Below are 17,189 nucleotides of genomic sequence, written 5' to 3' on the forward strand. Positions count from 1 at the left end.
CGAATAGTTTTCAAGCTGAATTGAGCTACAATCCTGCAGAGCGCCTCGATCTTAGAATGGCTTATAAATTTTACGATGTAAAAACTAAGTACCAGCCTGGAACTAAGATAAAGCCCCTTATCCCGGAACATAGAATCTTTGCGAATCTTTCCTATGAGACCGAAATTAAAAATAATAGTCAGTGGAAGTTTGACGCTACCTATAATTGGCTCGGGGAGCAACGATTTCCGTCTACAGCCGCGAATCCGGAGGAGTTCCGGGTAGGAGAATATTCACCATCATTAAGTACAATAAATGCACAAATAACCAGGGTTTTCTCAGCTAGATTTGAAATTTATATTGGAGGAGAAAATATTACAAACGTTAGACAGGATCGACCAATACTTGCTGCGGAAGATCCCTTTGGAGATTATTTTGACTCAACCCTAGTTTATGGTCCCGTTTTTGGTAATTTATACTACGCAGGTTTTAGATTTAAATTGAATTAAACAGAAGAATATGAAATATTTAGTATTATTAATTTTTATGATAGGTTCTACCAGCATGTTTGCTCAGGATCGCAATGCGAAGGCATCATTTCAAGTGGATGGTGTTTGTATGATGTGCAAGAATAGAATCGAGAAAGCAGGTATAACATCGAAGGGTGTGAAATTTGCCGATTGGAACTTAGAAACTCAGGAACTACAGTTGATCTTCAATGAAAATAAAACAGATCTTAAAACGATTCAAGGCAATATTCTGGATGCCGGGCATGATCTCGATAGCTTAAAAGCTACAGATGAAGCTTATGCTAAGCTTGACGATTGTTGCAAGTATCGCGATCCAGAAGTTAGAGAAGATCATGTTTCAGGAAAGATCGATTAATGCTGAAGTACAGAAACAAAAAAAACGACCTGAGAGAACAGGTCGTTTTTTTGTTATGTAAACACAGAAATATCTACTTATTTTCTCACTGGTTGATTCTGAATTAAATCAAGGTATAAATTCACCTTATTTTTCAATTCAGATCTATGTGTGATAAAGTCTAAGAACCCTTTTTCTTTCAGAAACTCTGAAGTCTGGAAATCCTTTGGAAGATCTTTCCCGGTGGTATCTTTTACAACTCTTGGCCCTGCAAACCCAATTAATGCTCCTGGTTCAGAAATATTAATATCTCCTAACATAGCGAAACTCGCAGTAGTTCCTCCAGTAGTAGGATCTGTGGCAAGGGATATATAAGGAATCTGTGCATTGGCAAGTTGCGCTAACTTCACTGAAGTTTTTGCAAGTTGCATCAATGAGAGTGCAGCTTCCTGCATTCTGGCACCTCCAGATTTGGAGATGATCATAAATGGAATTTTATTATGAAGTGCATAATCTGCTGCTCGGGCAATTTTTTCTCCTACAACAGACCCCATGGAACCACCAATGAATTTAAAATCCATACATGCGATCACCAGGTCTTTTCCCTTAGATTTTCCAACAGCAGTTCGTACAGCATCTTTTAAACCAGTCTTTTCCTGCGCAGCTTTAAGTCTATCGGTGTATTTTTTAGTATCCTCAAAATTTAAAGGATCCTTAGAAGTAACATTCTTATCAAGTTCCTTGAAATTATTATCATCAAAAAGGATCTTAAAATATTCATTGCTACCAATTCTTACGTGGTATCCATCTTCCGGACTTACATAAAAATTGCTTTCCAGTTGTTCAGCATCTACGATCTTCCCGGTAGGTGATTTATACCACAAGCCTTTAGGGACATCTTTCTTATCTTCAGTAGGAGTTTGAATTCCTTTTTGCGTTCTTTTAAACCAAGCCATTTCTTTCAAATTTTAATCGTCAGGGTTGTCAAATTTATGGCAATAAAAAACAGTCTAATTCCGAAGAAAAAGACTGTTTAAAATTATTATTTATAATGTATTTACGTTATTAAGGTCCTCAAAAGCTTTCTTTAGACGTGTCTTGAAAGTCAATTCACCCTCTCTAACCCATTTACGTGGATCGTAATATTTCTTGTTAGGAACATCTTCACCATCGGGATTTCCAATTTGTGTAGCCAGGTAATCCTTTTTAGCTTCCATATAATCACGAATTCCTTCCAGGTATGCATATTGAAGATCGGTATCAATATTCATTTTGATAACACCATATCCAATAGCTTCACGAATTTCTTCTACTGTAGAGCCACTTCCACCATGGAAAACAAAATCGATATGGTTTTCTTCTACATTGTATTTCTTAGTAATATATTCCTGAGAATTCTTTAGGATTTTTGGAGTCAACTTTACGTTCCCTGGCTTGTAAACACCGTGCACATTTCCGAAAGCTGCAGCGATAGTGAATTGATCACTCACTTTGCTTAACTCTTCGTAAGCATAGGCAACTTCTTCAGGCTGAGTATAAAGTTTGGAAGCATCAACATCAGAGTTGTCTACTCCATCTTCCTCACCACCGGTAATTCCAAGTTCGATCTCCAGAGTCATTCCCATTTTGGACATTCTCTCAAGATATTTTTTACAGATCTCCATATTCTCTTCCAAAGGTTCTTCGGAAAGATCTATCATGTGAGAACTATATAAGGGTTTACCAAATTGTTCGTAGTGTTTTTCACTGGCATCTAAAAGTCCGTCAATCCACGGAAGTAATTTTTTAGCACAGTGATCTGTATGCATGATTACTGGTACACCGTAAAGTTTAGCCATTTCGTGCACATGTTTTGCACCAGCAACTCCACCGGCAATTGCAGCCTGTTCTCCTTCATTCGATAATCCTTTACCAGCGTTAAATTGCGCACCACCATTAGAAAATTGAATAATAACAGGGGAGTTTAACTCAGCAGCAGTTTCCAGAACAGCATTCACACTACTTGATCCAATTACGTTAACAGCGGGAAGGGCAAAACCTTTCTCTTTAGCATAATTGAAAATCTCCTGAACTTCTTTTCCAGTGGCAACGCCCGGTTTGATATTGTGACTCATAACTTTTAGTTGATTATGTTCACAAAAATAAGAAAATAAACTGGCTTAGAAAGGATAATTGATTCCTACGTTATAAACAGCATGGTTGAAATTATACTCCTGAAACCATCGATCTCCTTCAGGTTGTCCTGGATCGTGAGTTTTAAAGCCGATATCAAATCTTAAGACAAAAAAGTTAAAGTCATACCGAAGTCCAAATCCACTACCAACAGCTAATTCCTCAAGATCTGAAAATTCTTCAAAAACTACATCTTTAGAAGTCCTTGAGTCGAGAACATTCCAGATATTTCCAACATCTACGAATAAGGCACCCTTGAACTGGTCAAAGATTCCGAAGCGATATTCTCCGTTGAAGGCAAGTTTAAGATTAGCTTCATTGAATTCCAGAATACTACCGCTGCTGCCGGGTCCAAGGTCATAAGCTTGCCACGCACGATTGTCATTAGGGCCGCCGGCGAAAAAAGTCTTAGTAATTGGAATATCATTCGCATTGCCATATGGAATAGCGATTCCTCCAAATGCTCTCACGGCAAAGATCTGATCACTCCCGAGATCCCAGTGTTTGATAAAATCCAGTTCGGTTTTCACATACTGTGAATAAGCCACCCCAAGAACTTTCTCATTACCCTGGTCGTTTACAGGATAGTTAAAAACATTTGAAAGGGCAGATAGAACATTCCCTGCGGTTTCCAGTTTGAACCTGAATCGGGAAAACTCTCTGTCATAAAGGTTCTCTCTCGTATTCCAGAGATAGGTGTAGCTGGAGGCGAAAATAAGGTTATTTTGAGTGAGTCTTAGTTTTCGTTCATATATGTCTAGCGTATTCAAATAGTCTTCATTTTCGAGTCCCGTGTTGGTTCTGTCCTCGTTAATGACATAGTCTATAAAACCATCGGCCTCTTCCGGGATTTGCAGGTCACTTCCCGGAGTGCTGAAGTTAAAATTACTTCGCTGTGCAATAGAATTTAATTCTTCAAATGAATTCCGATAGACATTAAAGTAGTTTTCAGTATTTAAATTTCGAACGTATTGGATATTGAGTAGATCGATGCTGTTAGTAAGCTGTTTGGATGGATTCCAGTTATAATTCAGGATTCCTGAAAACGTTTGCTTATCCAGACCAATATTTCGCTGGGAGCTAAATCCAAGACTCATACTGGTAAAAGGTGCCATGTATTTCTTAATAAGCCTTTCCGTATCTATAGGTAGAAATATCCTCGGAAGGGTCAGCTTTAGATCGGCACCAACTTCAGTAATATCGAAAAAACGGTTTTTATCAGCGCTAGCGGCTGCATCTGTTGATGACGCTATACTGCCGCGACCGGATAATTCAAGATTCTCCAGTCCGCCAAAAATGTTCCTGATCAGGAAGGAACCTCCAAATCCAATACCGAATTTCTGAATATTACTTTGTGATACATCAAAATCGAAACCAAGTGAATACTTTGGAAGCGGACTAAGAAAAATATTAGAGATCAATTTAGTATTGGTGCTATCTGAAGGATCTGGAGTATACTGAATATTGGGATACTTAAAAACTCGCAGTGAATTGAGTCTGTTATAGGTTCTTGTTCGGTCAAGATCACGATAGATCATGCCAGGTCTTATAAAAACAGCATCGGTGACCGCTTCGGGTTTGTAGCGCATTTCATCAAAACTAAACAGCTCATAACGCCGATAAGTAGCACTGTCCAGAATCGGCATGTTACGGTTAGCGAAACTATAATCTGTGAAGATCTTTACTTTACTTATCGTATGGATCTTGAAGGGTGTTCTTGTGATACTGTCTCCTATATTATTCCGCTCATTCTTGATGATCAGAGTAGTGTTCAATCTGTGGTTTGTATCCACAGTATCTGCGTCGAAACTAATATATTCCTGATCAAAATTATAAACGCCATTATTTCTAAAAAGGTCTGATAATCTATCTCTTTCTTCGTTGAAAGCTATAGTGTTATACTGCGTGCCAGCTATGATCTCACTTTCAGTTTTGTTAGATTGGTAAAGACTATCCAGAGCTGGTGAGGCAATTTCTGTAGTAAGGGAATCAAGCGTGTAAGGCTTTCCCGGTTTGATATAGTATTCTACTTTAGCCCGTTTTTCTTTATTTTCTATAGGCAACACCTTGTAATCTGCTTCTACATTGAACCAGCCATTATTCCAGTACCAGGATTTCAAACGGTTGACAGACTTAACGGCTTGTTCTTTATTCAAAACGACAGGTGCCTCTCCAGTTCTTTTGATCCACTGATTAAACTCCTTTTTGGAATAAATGTATTGATCAAATTGTTTTTTGGATAGTATTGCTGTGAGACGCTTTCTTCTGGATTCGTTCTCAAGAAATTTTTCTGTAAGGATGCTGTCAATTTCGGGCCGTGCTAAATTGTAGAAATGCAGTCTAAGCGGAAAACCTAATAGTTTGGTATTAGGTTCCTGGTAAAGCTGATTCTTAATTCGGGAATCCTTGACTAGTTCGTCATTGGCAAAGATTTCGTTTTTAACCAATAAATTTTGATCGGCTTCTAATCGTTTTACAGCATTACAGCTAAGGATAAGAACAGTCGTTAAAAAAAATAATAATATTTTTGCGAGAAGCCGTGTCAAGTATAATCGATTAGGGCTCAAAAATACATTTTTTGTATGGTAAGCAAAAGCCAGATTAAGTTAATAAAAAGTCTTTCTCAAAAAAAGCACAGGCTTCGTGAAAAGCTATTCATTGTTGAAGGAATTAAAGGGGTAAAAGAGTTTTTAAGATCTGATTTTGAGCTGTATGCTTTGTTTGGCTCCTGTAATTTAGAAGAGGTTAACGAGCTCGATTTCTTTGAGGCGAACTCAACCGATCTGGCCAGGATAAGTTCCCTGACTACGGCTCCAGATTATCTAGCAGTTTTCAGAATGCGAGAAGACTTACCGATAGCAGAAAATGGTTTAAAGGTAGTTTTGGATGGCGTTCGAGACCCTGGAAATCTTGGAACGATCATCAGGCTTTGCGACTGGTTTGGGATCACAGATCTTATATGTTCCAGAGATACAGTAGACTGTTTTAATTCCAAAGTAGTACAGGCCAGTATGGGTTCTCTGTCCCGTGTAAATATTGTGTATACAGACTTGCATGAATTTATTTCTAAAAAACAATCTTTCCCCATTTACGGAACTCTTTTAGAGGGTGCCGATATTTATCAAAGTGCCTTAGATTCAGAAAGTTTTGTCATCTTTGGAAATGAGGCAAATGGCATTTCTTCTGAAATTCAGAAATTAGTGAAGCAGAAGATAAGCATTCCCCAATATGGTAAGGAGCAAAATACTGAAAGTCTTAATGTGGCTACGGCAACAGCTATTACGCTTGCAGAATTCCGAAGACAGGAGTCTATTGGAAAGTGAAGTTGATAAAAACAGCTCTTGAAGACATAGAATCTACGTTTTCTGTATAAATACTATTAGGATCATTATCTCGAACTAACTCATCGTTAATGGCGAAAACGCCACGAATAGACGGAGAAAATTTAAAATAGTACAAATAAATATCTATTCCGAAGCCAAGTTCATAGTAGTAAGAATTAGTTTTCATCCTAAACTGACCCGCAGTGATATCGTCAGGATTATTTTCGTTACTGCTAAGATTAATTGAAGTGCTTATACCGCCAACTACGAAAGGACGGAAATTGTTCAGTCGGTTTGCATTGAACTTTACCAAAAGTGGTAGATGTACATACGTGGAATTAATTTCCCTGAATGTATTGATGTCTGCACTATACAATTGAAATCCCCTGGTGTTAAAATTTACACCAGGTTCAAAACGAAGATCAAAATGATCGTTTAGCTTTAAATTGCCAATGAGTCCTACATTAAAACCAGTACGAGTTTCAACAAGGTAATCTTTACCAGTAACTGTGCTTGGATTATAATCGATATAGTCAAAATCAAAATCGTAGCTATTAAAGCCTAGAAAATAACCCCATGACCATCTTTTATTATCGACATTTGGTTGATTTTCAATACTCTCTCCAGAAAATAGCTGGGCGAATGATGCAGTTGAAATGAATAGAAAAAGGGCAATTATAAAAAATTTCTTCATGTATCTACTTTGAAGCAATGTATATAGTGGAGACTCCCAGAGTTTGAGGTAAGTCTCTCACATTAGTAAACCCGGTTTTTGACAAAATATTGTTGAACTCCTTACCATAAGGAAAACTTGCAGCACTCTCGCTCAGGTAGGAGTAGGCATCCTTGTCCTTCGAAAATAACTTTCCTATAGCCGGTAATATCATAGATGAATATATCTTATAGCCCTGTTTAAATGGAAATCTCGTTGGAACTGAAGTTTCCAGAACCACGAAAATACCACCAGGTTTTAAAACACGAAATATCTCTGATAGTCCGAGTTCCAGGTTTTCAAAATTTCGAACCCCAAAGGCAACAGTAATTGCATCAAAACTGTCAGCTTCAAATGGCAAATTTTCAGAATCCCCCTGAATCATCTCAATTCCAACATCCAGCTTTTTAGCAGCAATCTTTTTTCTACCAACACTTAACATTCCGTCAGACAGGTCAAGACCAACGATTCTAGACGCCCCGGTATTAGCCATTTGAATGGCTAGATCGCCAGTTCCGGTAGCAATATCAAGGATACTATCTGGATTTGTTGCAGCAACTGCAGCAACAACCTTCTTTCGCCAGCTAACATCGGTTCCCATAGAAATAACCCTGTTAAGCCCATCATAGTTGTCAGATATATTGTCGAACATTTGTTCTACCTGCTTTTTTTTGGTGAGCTGCGAGTCTTTATATGGAGTAACTTTCTTACTCATAGGTGAAATTTGCTTCAAAGATAACTGATATGTGGAAAATAACGGATATTAGCCGATTTTTTATCTCTGAAAAGAGATTTTTCCTTTCTGCAAAATAACTTAACTTTGCTTTCACAATTTGAAGCTGTTATATGAAAATAATTATCGCCGGCGCAGGTGAAGTAGGATTTCATTTAGCTAAATTACTTTCCTTTGAATCTCAGGATATTACGCTAATTGACCCAAACAGAGATAATCTTGCTTATGCTGATACTCACTTGGATATTAGGACTATTAAAGGCGATGCCAGTTCCATCAGGATATTAAAGGATGCGCAGGTGAAACATACAGATATGGTAATTAGCGTCACCTCAAGTGAGGCAACTAATATTACCGTATGTGTACTGGCCAAGCAGCTTGGAGCTAAAAGAACGATCGCCAGAATTTCAAATACCGAATATCTCGAAAATCAGGGAGAACTGGGATTCACTCGTTTCGGGATAGATGAACTTATTTCTCCGGAAGCTCTTGCTTCGCGTGAAATCGAATTGCTGCTGAACCAGTCGGCGTTCAATGATAGCTACGAATTTGAAGAGGGTGCACTAACCATGATCGGAGTGAGTTTATCCAGAACTGCGACCTTTGTAGGAAAGACAGTAAAGGAAGCAGCCAAGATATTTCCAGAACTAAACTTTGTTCCTATTGCAATTCAAAGATTTGGAACACAGTATACATTGATACCTAGAGGAGATACCCAATTTAAAGAAGGTGATCAGGTATATTTTATCACTTTAAAAAATGGTGTAGAGGAATTATATAAACTGACGGGGAAAGTTCGACAGGATATCAAGAATATAATGGTTCTTGGGGGTAGTAAGATTGGCAGAAAAACAGCACAGGATCTTTGTCGTAATAATTTCAATGTAAAGCTGGTAGAGAAAGATCGTGAAAAAGCATACGAACTGGCTGATGAACTTCCCAACGTATTAATTATCAACGGAGATGGTCGCAATGTTGAATTACTGGAAGAAGAAAACATCCATGATATGGATGCTTTTATTGCTGTGACAGGAAATTCAGAAACTAATATTATGTCCTGTTTGGTAGCCAAATCCAAAAGCGTTAAGAAAACTATCTCTTTGGTCGAGAATATGGATTATTTTCAGCTAAGTCACTCTATTGGAATAGATACTCTTATAAATAAGAAACTACTGGCTGCCAATAATATCTTCCGTTATGTAAGAAAAGGTGAGGTCGTGGCGATGACCAAGCTGAATAACATGAATGCCGAACTTCTGGAGTTTATCGTAAAACCAAACTCCCAGGTTTCAAATAAAAAGATCAAGGATCTGGATTTCCCACGTTCAGCAATAATTGGTGGAATTATTCGCGATGGAAAAGGTTTAATCGCTCTAGGTGATTTTCTTATCAAACCCGGAGACAGAATTGTGGTTTGTTGTCTACCGAGATCTATTAACAAAGTAGAAAAACTGTTCCTCTAATGCCCAGATTGAATTATCAGATAATTCTTCATGTGATGGGATTATTGCTGCTGTGTAATGGTGGCTTTATGCTTTTAGCAACCCTTGTAAGTTATATTTACGATGACGGTGTAACTCTTGAAATTTCAACCGCTGCTCTTGTAACATTATTTACGGGGACCTTGCTGATGTTCACTACCCGTGGCCATAGTAAGGAGGTAAAGAAAAGAGAAGGTTATATTATTGTAACTTTTGGATGGATCTTTATGGCTTTAAGTGGTAGTCTCCCTTACCTCATTAGTGAGTCTATACCAACTTTTACAAATGCGTTTTTCGAAACTATGTCTGGATACACCACTACCGGTGCCTCCATTCTTAATGATATTGAAGCGATTCCAAAGGGTATTCTATTCTGGAGAAGTTTAACTCATTGGATTGGCGGAATGGGAATTATCGTTTTAGCCATTGCGATCCTGCCGTTGCTTGGAATAGGAGGGATGCAGCTATTCTCTGCCGAATCCCCTGGTCCAAGCGCAGATAAATTAAAGCCTCGAATTACAGATACCGCCAAGCGTCTATGGCTTATCTATGTTTCCTATACAGTAGCCGAAACTATTCTATTGTGGGTAGCTGGAATGACATTTTTTGACGCCATCAATCACGCTTTCAGTACCTTATCTACAGGAGGGTTTTCTACAAAAAACGCCAGTCTGGCTTACTGGAACGATAATCCTGCAATTCAGTATATTATCATTCTCTTCATGCTGCTCGCGGGTAGTAACTTTGTACTGAGTTATTTTGCTTTTAAGGGTCAGGTGCAGAAAATTCTGCATGATGATGAGTTTAAATGGTATATGTTTTTCATCTTCGGGTTTACGGCAATTTCAGCGCTGGTGGTCTATTTCCAGGCAGATGTTGCAATTTCAAGTATCGAGCATCCAATGGTTTGGGGTGAAGCCGAAAGTGCCTTCAGACATTCTCTGTTCCAGGTTTTAACCGTGATTACCACTACCGGATTTGTTTCTGCCGATTATACGATGTGGACACCTTTTCTAACTATTCTCTATTTCGGATTATTCTTTTTGGGTGGTTCCGCAGGGAGTACTGCAGGTGGAGTAAAAGTGATGCGGCATATTATCATGATCAAGAACGGAATCATAGAATTTAAGAGAACCTTACATCCTAATGCAATTCTTCCTGTACGATTCAATGGGAAGTCGATTAGTAAGGAGATCGTTTTTAATATCCTGGGCTTTTTTATACTGTATATGCTCTCCTTTATCATTGGAGCAGTAGTATTCGCAGGAATGGGACTGGATTTTCAAACGGCTATTGGAGGTGCTGCATCTTCTCTTGGGAATATTGGACCTGCTTTTGGAGGTTTAAGTCCCGTGAACAATTTTGACATATTATCAGATTTTGGAAAATGGTGGTCAGCTTTCTTAATGCTCATAGGTAGACTGGAACTATTTACTGTGCTTATCATATTAACGCCTTTCTTCTGGCGTAACAGATAATCTAAATTTATAGAACAAAAAAACCGGCCAAGGCCGGTTTTTTTGTTCTGTGCATAATTGCAATTATGATAATACTTCTTTTATTCTTTTAATAGCTTCCTCAATCTGACTTTCACTTGCAGCGTATGAAATACGAATACAGTCAGGATTTCCAAAAGCTTCACCAGTTACTGTGGCAACATTCGCTTTTTCTAATAATAACATCGAAAAGTCACTTGCATTTTCGATTTTAGTACCATCGATCGTCTTTCCGAAGAAGGCCGAAATATTTGGAAACACATAAAACGCTCCCTGAGGTTCGGTAGTAACAAATCCGTCAATCTCATTCAGGTGATCAATAATCAGCTTTCTTCTTGATTTAAAAGTATCGATCATATGACTAATCTTGCTCACCGGAGCTTCCAAAGCAGTGATGACAGCACGCTGCGCAATACAGTTAGCACCACTGGTAATTTGTCCCTGCATTTTATTACAGGCTCGAGCGATGTAAGCCGGAGCTCCAATATATCCAATTCTCCATCCGGTCATTGCGAATGCCTTTGAAACACCATTTACCGTTACCGTACGGTCATACATATCTTCGAATTGAGCCATGGAAGCATGATCTCCTACAAAATTAATATGCTCATAGATCTCATCACTTACCACCACAATATCCGGATATTTTTTGAGTACATCTGCTAGTGCTCTTAATTCTTCTTTACTGTAAACCATTCCACTAGGATTACAAGGAGAACTATACCAGATCATCTTGGTTTTAGGAGTGATAGAAGCTTCCAGCTGTTCTGGAGTGATCTTAAAATTGGTCTCCACACTGGTTGGAACTTCCACTGGAACACCTTCTGCTAGTTTTACAATTTCAGCATAACTCACCCAATATGGGCAGGGTAGTAGTACCTCGTCTCCAGGATTAAGAACAACCATAGCTACATTAGCCAGGGATTGCTTGGCACCGGTTGAGACAACAATCTGTGAGCGATCATAGGTAAGATCATTATCTCTTTTAAATTTAGAAATAATAGCATCCTTCAATTCAACATAACCATCGACCGGCGTATAGGAATTGTAATTATCATTAATGGCCTGTATTGCGGCATCCTTAATGAAATCTGGAGTATTAAAATCTGGTTCTCCAAGACTTAGGCCAATAATATCCTTCCCTTCCGCTTTCAATTCTCTGGCTTTCGCAGCCATTGCAAGTGTTTGGGATGTTGCCATCGCATTTATTCGGTTCGATAGTTTTTCCTGCATGTCTTTAATTTTTTAATGATTCTGAAAATGCTCCTTTACTTCAATGTAGCATCTGCTTCGGAAACATTTCAAAGTTATAATATTAAAATTTTCAGCTACTGTTTATTCAGAAAAAATGGACATAAAAAAATGCCTATTTTTGCTGAAAATTGAATGCTTTGGAACTAATAAAGAAATATTTCCCAAATTTAACTGAAGATCAACTTCAGAAGTTTGAAAAACTGGAAGAATTATATAAAGACTGGAACCTTAAAATTAACGTGGTGTCCAGGAAAGATATTGACGAATTATACATTCGCCACGTTTTACATTCTTTGGGAATAGCAAAGGTTCAGGCGTTTCTTCCAGGATCAAGAGTTCTTGACGTAGGAACCGGCGGGGGGTTTCCAGGAATTCCTTTAGCCATCCTGCATCCCGAAACTAAATTTGATCTTGTAGATTCTATAGGCAAGAAAATTAAAGTGGTCGACGAGGTTTCAGAAGGTCTGGGACTCGAGAATGTGACCACTTATAATCAGCGAGTAGAAGATTTAAAGGGTCAGTATGATTTTATCGTAAGTAGAGCTGTAGCAGTAATGCCAACTTTTGTTCGTTGGGTGAAAGGTAAGATCGCTAAGGAAAGTAAGCACGATTTCAAAAACGGAATTTTATATCTGAAAGGCGGAGATCTTTCAGAAGAATTAAAGGATTACCGGACAGCCCAGATCTTTGAACTGTCCGATTATTTTGAAGAAGACTTCTATGATACCAAGAAAGTAGTCTATTTACCCATGAAATATAAAGGTTAATTCCAGATTATTTGGTTATAATCACCTTTTTGGAATAGCTCTTTTCCCCAACATAGATCTTGACTACATACACTGCAGAACTCAACTTCTGTTGAATTCTTAGGCTTATTGATTCTTCCGTAGGAATTTCGCTAAAGGTCATGATCTTCTGTCCAGAAACACTGTAAAGTTCAACGAAATCTATATTCTGAAGGTCTGGATTGTATAGCGCAATTTCATCTGTTTGGCGCAGATATCTCATATCCAGAAACTCCGGCTCTGATTCCTCTACTACTTCTGGCTTTTCTTCTACAACTTCTTCGGAAACTTCCTCTTCAAGCTTCTGAAAAACGATCTGGTATTTTTCATTAAAAATACCTACGCTATCGGTAGTCACCTTGTAATCAGACTTTATTAGGTCATGATATTTTTCGATTTCCGTATCATAAAGAAAGATATCGATATCATTTTGAATATTTTCCAGTTCATCGATCTTGATAGTATACTCGCCAGCTTCAGCAATTTTGAAACCTATAGGCAGAACTCTGGCTTTATTGAAGTCTGGAACACCCTGAATTACGAATTCAGATTCATCGATCATCCAGTAGAGATCTTCCACATTGTTTTCGATAAGGGGTGCGTCATATCCAAGATCAAAGCCATCGGTAGTATTGACATCTGCCGTGGCAAGAATTTGGCGGTGGTAACCTTTAGGAGATTCCAGTTTTAATCTAATCTTATGTCTGGTATCTTTTTCATATTCATTCTCCGCCGTTTTCTTCGGATCCTCTTCCTGTGAATGGAATTGAGAGTTTCCGGAACTTTCTGGAACAAAAACTCGGTACTTATTTTTAAAAGTAATTTGCTGCGGGTTTGAAGCACCTTGAGTATTTATAAAGAAGCCCTGACCAACCGGAATATATCTTCCTGGTTTTTTAGAGCCTCGAAGATCTGTCTCCGTTTGAATTCTCGAATCAATGGAACTGGCTGAAGATACCGAACCAGATTTATTCAATACTGCATATCCACCTACATATTCTTCTAGATAATGACTGTCGATCTTACCAAAATGATCCCAGAAATATAGTGAGCCATTGAAATTTTGTTGTTGTATCGCATTCTCCTCAATAAATTTTTCTGAATCTATTGCAGAAGGGTAAGGATTACCGGTAAGTAGATTCTGATCCTCTCCCACCGCTACAGAAATATCTCCATTATTAGGCATACCACGGAAGGTATAGTTCTGGTGAACGTTCAAATCTGCAGCACCTGAAGTTCCTTTCATACTGTAACCAATTCCTGGTTCTAGTTTAAAGGTTTCATCGAATTGCAGCCATGTAAAATAATCATCTGCCTCTCCGCTAAAAGTATATAACCAATAGGAACTCAGAACAATATCGCTTCCATCTGCTGCGGCGAAATTAGGTCTAAAAATGAATGGATTAGAGCCATTATAAAGCACATTGTTTAATGAAAACCCATTGTTTACTCCAGAGGTGTTGGCATTGGAGACGGGAGAAGTCCAGTAATTGTAATTGTAACTGTTCGCTTTTCCCTGCTGATCTATTTGCAGATTTCCAGAACTTAGTGGATCCAGAATACTGCCTTCAGGTTGAACTAACTGAGACTCACCATTTAAATCTATCACACCATCTAATTTGAGATAATGTGATATCAGGAGACCATAACCAGATCCCATCCCAGTTCTTGCATTGGTAGAACCTTCAAATTTAATTGTACCATTTTCGGAAATAAGACCTAATAGACTTATATTTCTATTTGAATTTTTGATGTCATGGCTGGTAAGCACGATGTTCCAATCAATTGATTCTTCATTGATCCCCTTAGAATTAGGAGAATCCCAAACATCAGGGCGAAGCCAGGTATTCATGGTATCCCAGTTCCCATCATTATTGGAGATATATGGTAAGGGTGCTGTATTTTGCTGGAGACTTTGGATATTTTTTAGTAAACCGGCTGCGGAATTTCCTACGCTACCAAGGTTAGGTGTGGAACCATCTGTAATAAGATTTTCTTCAGCAAGTAGTTGGTAATAACCAACTAAAGTATTCCATGAAGGCGATTCTGGCGCATTGGTAAGATTAAGACTGTTGTCCAAAATTGTTCCTTCGACCTGATTTCCGGTCTTCTGCAATCTTTGATTCATGAAGAACTGAATTTGCTGTTTGCTAATTTCATCCTCCCAGATCCTTACTTCTTCGATAAAACCATTGAAGTGCTCCTTAGTGTTTGAGATATTATTGGCAGTATAAGCCGCTCCTATAATAAATGGTTCATCAAAGTTTCCTGAACCTCCAGGAATATTGTTTGTATTATTTTGAATTTCAATGCCATCTACATACAATGTCATTCTGGAAGCACTGTAAACTGCGGCTATATGATACCAACGATCTGTATCTACTTTTTTGGTTCCGCTTACACTTCGGTTTCTTACCCGAAAAGTTGGAACACCTTGATTTAAAAACAAATCATAACCAATATTATTATCACCTTCACGTCTCTTGGATATAATTGTCTTCACTCCAGTAACGTTATGAGGTTTTATCCAAGCTTCCAAAGAAAAATCCTTTCCTCCCATTGAAAAATTAGAACCAACATTGATATGATCATCAACCCCATCAAAATCCAATTTGCTACATGTACTCGGCACCTCAATTGTAACAGTGTTACTAATTTCACCACATAAATCGTTTGCAGGAGTCACGATCCAGGAAACTTCATAAATAGTATTAGCTTCACCATTAAACCAGGTATTTGGGCTTGTTACATCCTCTATGCTTGCAGAAGTATTGGTAGGTGAAATAATATCCCATCTGCCAACTCCCAAATTAGGGTCTACTACCTGAGCGGTAAGTTGAAATCTGGTCACTCCACATTCTTCAGCGGTAAGAGTTTCATCTTCATTAATTACGATTTCATCAGGCTTGCCAATCGTGATATTTTCGGTTAGAAGATTACACCCGGATTCAGTATTTGCAGTAAAGGTATAAACTCCTGATTCAAGAATTTCTCCCGTATTAAAAATATTGCTTTCACCGGTCTGGCTTAATATTTCCTCTCCTGTATTATTAAGAATGCTTAATACATAGCCTGGAGTCTCACCGGTTATAAATCCGCCGGTTACTTCTAATATTGCTGAACCATTAGCTTCTCCAAAACAAATAGCATCGGTGGTCTCAATAGAAACAATCTCCAAAGCTGAAGGTTCAAGAATAGGATCGCTAGTAAGCGTCGAACTACATCCATTAGCATCGGTAACCACAACCGTATATCCGTTTTCAGACGGAGCAAGATCAATTGCCTTTCGCGTAGTTTGTATTACATTGCCCTCATCATCCAACCATTCATAAGTAAATGGTGCGGTTCCTGTATTCTCTGTAATTTCTACTGTTGATGTCCCGTCATTAGCTCCAAAACATGTAATATTTGTATTTGTTATAGTTGGTTCTGGTGCAAGATAAAAATCAATAAAAATCTCGTCTGTACAGGTTACTTCTGAATCGTTTGATGTAAGCGTTAGCGTAACACCACTGGTGTAATCATTTTCGCTGAACGTGTAGGTGGCATCCAGTGCATTCGCATCATAAAAAGTTCCCGAACCATCAGTAGACCAAGTTCCACCTTCCGTTGATCCTGAGATTGTTCCATTAAGCTGAATTTCAGCTTCAGAAGAACATACAGTAATATCTTCTCCGGCATTTATATCCTGAATTTCTACATCCATTGTTTTTGGCTCACTATTACAACCGTAGTAATCGGTAACAATCAAGGTATAGGTTCCTGAATAATCTGCCGCAGTAGCATTAGATATCACAGGATTTTCCTCAGTAGAAGTAAATCCGTTAGGGCCAGACCATTCAAAAGTAATAGGGTCACGACCACCTTCCAGGTTAGAATAGAGATGAAGTTCACCATTATCACAAACAGGATCGTATGTTGGTTCATAAGAATAATCTACCGCGGTAATTTCAGCGAAGGAAATATCATCGATACCAAAGTCATTTCCATCACGTATAACATTTTCGTTAACAATTCTAATTTTTACACGAGTGTTATTTCCGGTATTGTAAAGTTGAGGATTATAAAATTCTATCCATTGCCCAACAGGAACGAATCTTAGATCTCCAAGTGTTGAGGTCGCCACCGGGTTTGGATTCCCTGGAATTAAAACCTCCAGTCTTAGTCGGGCATATTTTTCAGCTTCTCTTCTAGATTTAAACTCTTCTTTGATTTTTAATAGTAAATCTTTATCTTCTAAGGAATAATTTCTTTTAATAAAATTTATTGCTACAATTCTACTTCCCAATTTATCAAAAGAGTTTGTTTTTTTATAGAAATTAAAATCAGGCAAATGTGATTTGACGATTTTAAATGATCTTCTATGTATAGGTGTAGCTTTAAATTTCTG

At 38.1% G+C, this 17,189-nt stretch carries 12 protein-coding genes and 1 pseudogene; 6 read left to right on the top strand and 7 right to left on the bottom strand.

The features are described from left to right. Both QZ620_RS09790 and QZ620_RS09795 read left to right on the top strand, forming a co-directional pair. Positions 1-488: pseudogene (locus QZ620_RS09790) on the top strand (TonB-dependent receptor); the annotation flags it as partial. 10 nt (positions 489-498) lie between these two features. Further along, positions 499-864, top strand: a complete 366-nt coding sequence (locus QZ620_RS09795) for a cation transporter (protein ID WP_295181148.1) — start codon at positions 499-501, stop codon at positions 862-864. 77 nt (positions 865-941) lie between these two features. Here the strand turns inward: QZ620_RS09795 and accD are convergent, their stop codons facing one another. From accD to QZ620_RS09810, 3 genes are all read right to left on the bottom strand, one after another. Beyond that, positions 942-1,799: an acetyl-CoA carboxylase, carboxyltransferase subunit beta gene (gene accD / locus QZ620_RS09800; protein WP_295181150.1), complete on the bottom strand. Its 858-nt coding sequence runs from the start codon at positions 1,797-1,799 to the stop codon at positions 942-944. A gap of 90 nt (positions 1,800-1,889) precedes the next feature. Then, a complete protein-coding gene (gene fbaA, locus QZ620_RS09805; protein WP_295181152.1) occupies positions 1,890-2,957 on the bottom strand; it encodes a class II fructose-bisphosphate aldolase in 1,068 nt (355 codons plus the stop codon). Between the two features lie 45 nt (positions 2,958-3,002). Continuing rightward, positions 3,003-5,462, bottom strand: coding sequence for a BamA/TamA family outer membrane protein (locus tag QZ620_RS09810; RefSeq protein WP_366935455.1), 2,460 nt, complete (start codon positions 5,460-5,462; stop codon positions 3,003-3,005). A 135-nt stretch (positions 5,463-5,597) separates the two neighbouring features. Here QZ620_RS09810 and QZ620_RS09815 point away from each other — a divergent pair, with 135 nt between their 5' ends. Next, entirely contained in the window at positions 5,598-6,338 is a 741-nt protein-coding gene (locus QZ620_RS09815; protein ID WP_295181156.1) for an RNA methyltransferase, read from the top strand. On the opposite strand, the gene QZ620_RS09820 is transcribed toward QZ620_RS09815, so the two are convergent. Then, a complete protein-coding gene (locus tag QZ620_RS09820; RefSeq protein WP_295181158.1) occupies positions 6,325-7,032 on the bottom strand; it encodes a porin family protein in 708 nt (235 codons plus the stop codon). The two genes, QZ620_RS09815 and QZ620_RS09820, sit on opposite strands and share 14 nt — an antisense overlap. Positions 7,033-7,036: 4 nt before the next feature. Beyond that, positions 7,037-7,765 carry a bifunctional demethylmenaquinone methyltransferase/2-methoxy-6-polyprenyl-1,4-benzoquinol methylase UbiE gene (gene ubiE, locus QZ620_RS09825; RefSeq protein WP_295181159.1) on the bottom strand — a complete coding sequence of 243 codons (729 nt, stop codon included), beginning with the start codon at positions 7,763-7,765 and terminating at the stop codon, positions 7,037-7,039. Between the two features lie 131 nt (positions 7,766-7,896). Here ubiE and trkA point away from each other — a divergent pair, with 131 nt between their 5' ends. Together trkA and QZ620_RS09835 are read left to right on the top strand one after the other, a co-directional pair. Next, positions 7,897-9,246, top strand: a complete 1,350-nt coding sequence (trkA, locus tag QZ620_RS09830) for a Trk system potassium transporter TrkA (protein WP_295181161.1) — start codon at positions 7,897-7,899, stop codon at positions 9,244-9,246. Further along, entirely contained in the window at positions 9,246-10,742 is a 1,497-nt protein-coding gene (locus QZ620_RS09835) for a potassium transporter TrkG (protein ID WP_295181163.1), read from the top strand. Before trkA ends, QZ620_RS09835 begins: the two co-directional genes overlap by 1 nt. 63 nt (positions 10,743-10,805) lie before the next feature. Here QZ620_RS09835 and QZ620_RS09840 read toward each other — a convergent pair whose 3' ends face one another. After that, positions 10,806-11,993, bottom strand: coding sequence for a pyridoxal phosphate-dependent aminotransferase (locus QZ620_RS09840; RefSeq protein ID WP_295181165.1), 1,188 nt, complete (start codon positions 11,991-11,993; stop codon positions 10,806-10,808). 158 nt (positions 11,994-12,151) lie between these two features. On the opposite strand from QZ620_RS09840, the gene rsmG reads away from it, so the two are divergent. After that, the gene (gene rsmG / locus QZ620_RS09845; protein WP_295181167.1) at positions 12,152-12,781 is read left to right on the top strand and encodes a 16S rRNA (guanine(527)-N(7))-methyltransferase RsmG; all 630 of its coding nucleotides are present in this window, start codon (positions 12,152-12,154) and stop codon (positions 12,779-12,781) included. A gap of 7 nt (positions 12,782-12,788) precedes the next feature. Here the strand turns inward: rsmG and QZ620_RS09850 are convergent, their stop codons facing one another. Next, the gene (locus QZ620_RS09850) at positions 12,789-17,087 is read right to left on the bottom strand and encodes a LamG-like jellyroll fold domain-containing protein (protein WP_295181169.1); all 4,299 of its coding nucleotides are present in this window, start codon (positions 17,085-17,087) and stop codon (positions 12,789-12,791) included. Positions 17,088-17,189 lie beyond the last annotated feature (102 nt).

Origin of the sequence: uncultured Christiangramia sp., from assembly GCF_913046405.1 — a bacterium.
Taxonomy (GTDB): domain Bacteria; phylum Bacteroidota; class Bacteroidia; order Flavobacteriales; family Flavobacteriaceae; genus Christiangramia; species Christiangramia marina.

Coding starts and splice junctions, on each gene's coding strand:
- QZ620_RS09795 (WP_295181148.1), top strand. CDS start 499: ATGAAATATTTAGTATTATTAATTTTTATGATAGGTTCTACCAGCATG.
- accD (WP_295181150.1), bottom strand. CDS start 1,799: ATGGCTTGGTTTAAAAGAACGCAAAAAGGAATTCAAACTCCTACTGAA.
- fbaA (WP_295181152.1), bottom strand. CDS start 2,957: ATGAGTCACAATATCAAACCGGGCGTTGCCACTGGAAAAGAAGTTCAG.
- QZ620_RS09815 (WP_295181156.1), top strand. CDS start 5,598: ATGGTAAGCAAAAGCCAGATTAAGTTAATAAAAAGTCTTTCTCAAAAA.
- QZ620_RS09820 (WP_295181158.1), bottom strand. CDS start 7,032: ATGAAGAAATTTTTTATAATTGCCCTTTTTCTATTCATTTCAACTGCA.
- ubiE (WP_295181159.1), bottom strand. CDS start 7,765: ATGAGTAAGAAAGTTACTCCATATAAAGACTCGCAGCTCACCAAAAAA.
- trkA (WP_295181161.1), top strand. CDS start 7,897: ATGAAAATAATTATCGCCGGCGCAGGTGAAGTAGGATTTCATTTAGCT.
- QZ620_RS09835 (WP_295181163.1), top strand. CDS start 9,246: ATGCCCAGATTGAATTATCAGATAATTCTTCATGTGATGGGATTATTG.
- QZ620_RS09840 (WP_295181165.1), bottom strand. CDS start 11,993: ATGCAGGAAAAACTATCGAACCGAATAAATGCGATGGCAACATCCCAA.